A 6,373-nucleotide genomic window follows, 5' to 3' on the forward strand; every position below is an offset into this window, starting at 1 on the left:
ATGAAAGCAAGCTTACAATGGATGAATGAATACGTACCTCTTGATCTAAATCGTCCTGCCCAAGAATTAGCGGATGAATTGACCCAAGCAGGTATTCCTGTAGAAGAAGTACTTTCTATGGATCCAGGTTTGAAAAAAATCTATACTGGTAAAATCGTAGAAATTACAAAACACCCAGATGCAGATAAATTACAAGTATGCCAAGTACAATGCTTATCTGAAGATGGGGAAGAAATTACTAAGCAAATCGTTACCGCTGCTACGAATGTGGCTGTTGGTCAAATCGTACCAGTTGCGTATCATAAATCTCGTTTGGCAGATGGTACAGAAATCAAAAAAGGTAAATTACGTGGTGTTGTATCCGAAGGCATGTTCTGCTCCGTTGCTGAATTCGGTATTTCCTCTGATTTGGTAAGACCAGAAGAAGCACAAGGCATCTATATTTTCCCTGAAGGTACACCGATTGGTTTAGATATTAAAGAAGCACTTATGCTTGATGATACTGTATATGAATTTGAATTAACAGCTAATCGTGCAGACTGCTTCTCTATGGTAGGTTTGTCCCGTGAATTCGGTATCATGACAAATCAAAAGGCTTTGTTCCCAGTTATTATGGTGAATGAAAATGGTGAGTCCATCGAAGGTAAAGCATCTGTAGCTATCGAAGCACATGATCTTTGCACGCGATTTACATCCCGTCTTGTTACGAATGTTACCATCGAACCATCTCCATTGTGGATGCAAAATCGTTTGCGTAACAGCGGCATTCGTCCTATCAACAATGTAGTGGACGTAACAAACTACGTTATGCTTGAATTAGGTCAACCAATGCATGCTTATGATTATGATTGTGTAGCGGACCATACCCTTATTGCACGTCGTGCAAAAGCTGGTGAAACACTTACTACACTAGACGGTAATGAACGTGAACTCAATGAGTCTATGCTTATCATTGCAGATACAAAGGGCCCAATCGGCGTAGCTGGCGTTATGGGTGGTCTTACTAGTGAAGTAACAGATAAAACTACGAACGTCTTGTTCGAAGCTGCTGTATTTAATGGACCATCTATTCGTCGTACATCCAAAGCATTAGGTATGCGTTCCGAAGCATCTGGTCGTTTTGAACGCGGTGTAAACCATAAATATACAGCATATGCTATCGATCGTGCTGCACAATTGTTACAACAAATCTGTCCTTCCTGTAAGGTAAGTGTTGGCGTTATTGATGTATATCCAGAACCAGTAGAACAACGCACTGTAACTTTCACAGCAGAACAAATCAATGACTATCTTGGCACTTCTATTGAAAAAGATAGAATGGTAGATATTTTAACGAAGCTCGAATTCGGCATTACAGAATCTGGCGATACTATTGAAGCACTCGTTCCAACATGGCGTGATGATGTAACTGGTATGCCTGATATTGCGGAAGAAGTGGCGCGTATCGTAAGCTATGATAATATTGCGCCTACAATTCCTGTAGCGATACTATCCTCCGGCGGTATGACACCTAAGAAAGCGTTAACAAAAGAAGTAACGCATTACTTAGCACATGCAGGTCTTAGCCAAATCATTACATTTAGTTTCATGCACAAAGATGGCCTTACGAATATGATGTTACCAGAAGGTGATAATCGTTATACGGCAATTCCAATCTTAAATCCTATTTCTGAAGAGTTCCCATATATGAGAACTACGTTGGTGCCAGCTGTTATTGAAGCAGCTAAACGCAATATTGCTCAACAAAATAAGGATTTGTGGTTATTTGAAACCGCTAATGTGTATGAACCAAAGGCATTGCCATTAACAGAAGTACCGCATGAACGCCCTATGGCATGTGGTATTATGATGGGGAAGGTTACAGAGGCCGCATGGAACCAAGCGCAACGCGACACTGATTTCTATGATGTAAAAGGCGTAGTTGACGGTTTACTAGCTAAATTAGGATTGACTCAATATGATATTCAACCATCTAGTGAAAGCTATTACCATCCAGGCGTTAGTGCACATTATACAGTCAATGGTGTAACGATTGCAAACTATGGTGAATTACATCCACAAGTGGTTAAAAACTTCGATTTGTCTGGTAAAGTATATATGTTTGAAATTGACTTGGAAGCTGTATTATCTATTATAGTACCGCCATTTAGATATCAATCATTCAGTAAATTCCCAGGTACAAGTCGTGACTTGGCTATTGTAGCACCAGTATCTGTTACAAGTGGTGACATTGTAGCCCTTATTAAGGAATATGGCGGAGAATACTTAGAATCCGTATCTATCTTCGATGTTTACGAAGGGGAACATATTGAAGCAGGCTATCGTAGCTTAGCTTATAATTTACAATTTAGATCGATGGAAGGCACATTAAATGATGAAGACATTGATGGTGCAATTCAAGCGATTATTGATGCATTAGCAACCAAAAATTGTAAATTACGATAAATCATCGTGAAAGGGTTTACCTTATGGTAAACCCTTTTATGTCTATCTATCCCCTGTTGTATAATAGAAGGTATAGGTAATGAGTCAGAAAGGATTTATTATGGAATTATTAGCACCAGCGGGTACGATGGAAAATTTTATGGCCGCCTTAGAATCGGGGGCAGATGCTATATATTTAGGGGGCAAGGTCTTTAATGCACGGGCTCATGCAGCCAATTTTGGTATTGATGAATTGCGTGAGGCTGTACGGTTAGCACATATTTTAGATGTGTCTGTGTATGTAACCGTTAATATTTTGATTGGCGATACGGAACTGAAGGACCTTGAACAGTATATTAAGGATTTAGATTCCATTGGTGTAGATGCAATCATCGTGCAGGACTTAGCTGTTGCAGAAATTGCAAAACGTGTTGCACCAAACATCCATCTTCATGGGAGTACACAAATGACGGCTGCTACACTTGATGCGGTTCGTTTTTATGAAAGCCTAGGCTTTACACGTGTTGTTTTGGCTCGTGAATTAAGTCTTAAGGAAATTCAACATATATGCAAACATTGTAAGGCAGAAATTGAAGTATTTGTACATGGTGCATTATGTGTATGCTACTCAGGTCAATGTTTGATGAGTTCTTTCATCGGTGGACGCAGTGGTAACCGAGGTGCTTGTGCACAACCTTGTCGCTTACCTTATGAATTATTGGATTCTAAGGGTGAAAGTGTGTTACCTAAACATGAAGCTTATTTGCTAAGTCCAAAGGACCTCAATTATAGTGAGCATATGAACGAACTCGTAGCGGCTGGTGTTACATCCTTTAAGGTAGAAGGTCGTATGAAAAAGGTATCCTATGTTCGTCAAGTGATAGGTACTTATAGAGAGATATTGGATGAGGCATCAATTCACGAAAATCAACGTAAAGCACTAGCCTCTGGATTTAATCGTGGATTTTCCACAGCCTATTTAGAAGATACGGTAGGTCGACAAATGATGACCGTAGTGGCGCCAAATCACCAGGGGAAGCCAATCGGCGAATCGTATACGAAAAAAGGGGAAGTTTACTTATCCTTAACAGAACCTATTGAACAAGGTTCATTAGTTAAAATATTACAATCTAATGGCAGTGTTACCTATTATACGGTAGATGACGAATGGACATGTGTATCCGATACGCTGTATAAAGGGCGACCTGCAGAGGGCTTAGCAGTAGGTCGATTATATTTAGCATCTACACCAAAGAATACAAAGTCACGAGGCTTACAAGAGTTTACCCGTAAATATGATATGTCTGTATATCTCAGTGTTGGTTCTAATGGTGAAACAAATTATACTGAATTAACTGCCATCCTAGACTCTGGTCTTAGTGTGACTGTTACAAATGAGTATGTGCCAGCTATTGCTAATAAAGTGCCCACATCGTTAGAGAAGGTAACAGAACAGTTAGGTCGGTTGGGTAATACGTTATTTAGGCTTTCTTATGTAGATATTCCTGATGGCCCTTATATGTGGCCTGCTAGCGTTCTTAATGCACTACGTCGTGATGCCGTAACTGCATTAGAAACAGCGTTAATTACACATCATGTAGAATCATGGCAAGCATTGCAAGTAACAGGCGATGTAGATTATGATTTCAAGGCGCAACACGAGTTATCCTATGATACTTGTCCTATGATTTCAGCTCGTGTCGATGAAATAGAAGGTGTGAAAGCAGCAATTTCTGGTGGAGCACAGAAAATCGTTTTTGGTGGTGATAGACTGAGTCGTACACCATATGCGTTATCTATATATGATGAGGTGGCCCGTTTATGTGCTCAATCTGATGTGATTTGCACCTTTGCTACACCACGAGTTGTGAAAGATGATGAAGTAGAAGCATATAAACATACATTAGAGGCAATCGTACAGGCTCATCCAGATAGTATTTCCATTCACGTGCCACAAGCATTATTATGGCTCCGTGAATTAGGATATACAGGTGCCATTGAGGCTGATACAGGCCTTAATATTTTCAATACACCTACATTACATTTCTGGGAACAGTTACATATGAGTTGTGTAAATCCATCGCAAGAGTTGACCTTAAAACAAATTACGGAACTAGCTAAACATAGCCACGTTCCTATTGAGACGATGATACATGGCTATACGGAAATGATGATTTCCGAATATTGTGCTATTGCAAGTTTTGTTGGCACAGGTAGTAAAGTAAATTGTCCTATGCCATGTGTTAAGGAATCGTATTCGTTAAAGGATAGAAAAGGTGAAATATTCCCAATTCGTACGGATCCATACTGTCGTATGCACATCATGAATAGTCATGAAATGGATATGCGAGCCTATGTACCTATGTTATTACAAAAAGGAATTTCCATATTACGCGTAGATGGTCGTCATATGAAACCAAGTTATGTGAAAGATATTGTATCCCAATATGTTGGCATAGCAAAGGGTACGATGGAGGCACCACCTAAGAAAATAGATTCCCAAGGCGAATCTATTACACGGGGACATTATTTTAGAGGTATTTTATAGAACGAGGTAGTACATTGTTTAATGAAGATGTATTAGATTTTATAAAAATTAAAGAAGAGTTGGCTAATCATTGTAGCTCTATTATTGCTAAAGAAATGGCTTTAGCATTGGAACCTATGACGAATCGAGAAAAGATTCAAGAGGCTTTAGATGAAACAGCAGAAGCACTGCGCTCTTGGCAAACAGAAATCGAGCAACCTTTAGGGGGGACTCGAGATATACGTGAATCTTGTAAAAAGAGTCGTAAGGATTTTGTGCTTTCACGAGAGGCCATATGGGATGTATATATAACTATAGGCGCCTACAAGCGTATGGTGAAGTTCTTTAGAGCGAAATATATAGAATATCCATTATTGTCCTTATGGATGCAAGACATGCCGAATATGGATCGTGTAGAACAACGGTTAAAACGTGTATTTGATGAAAAAGGGGAACTGCTCGATACAGCATCTCCTAAATTGGCGAGCCTACGGAATACGATTAGTAAGACGCGGGATCGTATCAAACACGATATTCAAGCCATATTGCATGACAAGGATAATCAGAAATATTTCCAAGAAGCGATTATTACGCAACGCAACAATCGTTATGTAATTCCTGTTAAGCAAGAATATCGCCAATATTTTGATGGTTTAATTCACGACCGATCTGCAACAGGGCAAACATTATATATTGAACCGATGCGACTTGTAGAGCTAAACAATGATTTGCAAGAAGCTTTAATTGGTGAGGAGCAAGAGGTATTACGCATTTATAAGGAACTTTCAGCTCTTATAAAACAACATAGTAATGATCTGATGGATGCCTGTGAAAAGGTATCCCATATTGAATTTGTCTATGGTAAAGCAAAACTCGCTATGGCCCAAAAGGCAGTACAAGCCACATTGAGCGAAGGGCGTGACGTCAATTTGATGCGTGCTCGCCATCCGTTGATTCCTGCCAATACAGTTGTACCTACAGATATTCGTTTGGGTACGGATTATCGAATTTTATTGATTACTGGCTCTAACACGGGTGGTAAAACGGTGTCATTAAAAACACTTGGCTTATTATCCCTTATGAACCAAAGCGGTTTATTTATTCCTGCTGATCACGGTTCTATATTGCCGATTTTTCACAATATTTTTGCAGACATTGGGGATGAACAAAGCATTGAAGCTAGCTTGTCTACATTCTCTGCACACATGACACAAGTGATTTCTATTATTAAACATTGTGGTCCTAATGATCTTGTGCTACTCGATGAACTCGGCTCCGGCACAGATCCGGAGGAAGGTAGTGCTTTAGCTGTATCCATACTTGAATTCTTCCGCCAAAAAGGAACACTTATGATGGTAAGTACTCACTATAATGAGCTTAAAAACTATGCATACCATACAGAAGGAATCGAAAACGGCCATG

3 protein-coding genes are annotated in these 6,373 nt (G+C 39.6%); all 3 read left to right on the forward strand.

The window, feature by feature from the left end; genetic code table 11:
- Window positions 1–2,445 (forward strand): phenylalanine--tRNA ligase subunit beta, encoded by a 2,445-nt coding sequence (pheT, locus tag RYP29_RS03735; RefSeq protein WP_311532298.1) that lies wholly within the window; start codon window positions 1–3, stop codon window positions 2,443–2,445.
- 79 nt (window positions 2,446–2,524) lie between these two features.
- The gene (locus RYP29_RS03740; RefSeq protein ID WP_311532300.1) at window positions 2,525–4,972 is read left to right on the forward strand and encodes a DUF3656 domain-containing protein; all 2,448 of its coding nucleotides are present in this window, start codon (window positions 2,525–2,527) and stop codon (window positions 4,970–4,972) included.
- A gap of 14 nt (window positions 4,973–4,986) precedes the next feature.
- On the forward strand, window positions 4,987–6,373 hold a 1,387-nt coding region (locus RYP29_RS03745), incomplete at its 3' end, for an endonuclease MutS2 (RefSeq protein WP_399553309.1).

Origin of the sequence: uncultured Veillonella sp. (genome assembly GCF_963534045.1) — a bacterium.
Classification (GTDB): domain Bacteria; phylum Bacillota; class Negativicutes; order Veillonellales; family Veillonellaceae; genus Veillonella.

Excerpts from the sequence above, each read along its gene's own strand:
- pheT (WP_311532298.1), top strand. The coding sequence starts at position 1 with ATGAAAGCAAGCTTACAATGGATGAATGAATACGTACCTCTTGATCTA.
- RYP29_RS03740 (WP_311532300.1), top strand. The coding sequence starts at position 2,525 with ATGAGTCAGAAAGGATTTATTATGGAATTATTAGCACCAGCGGGTACG.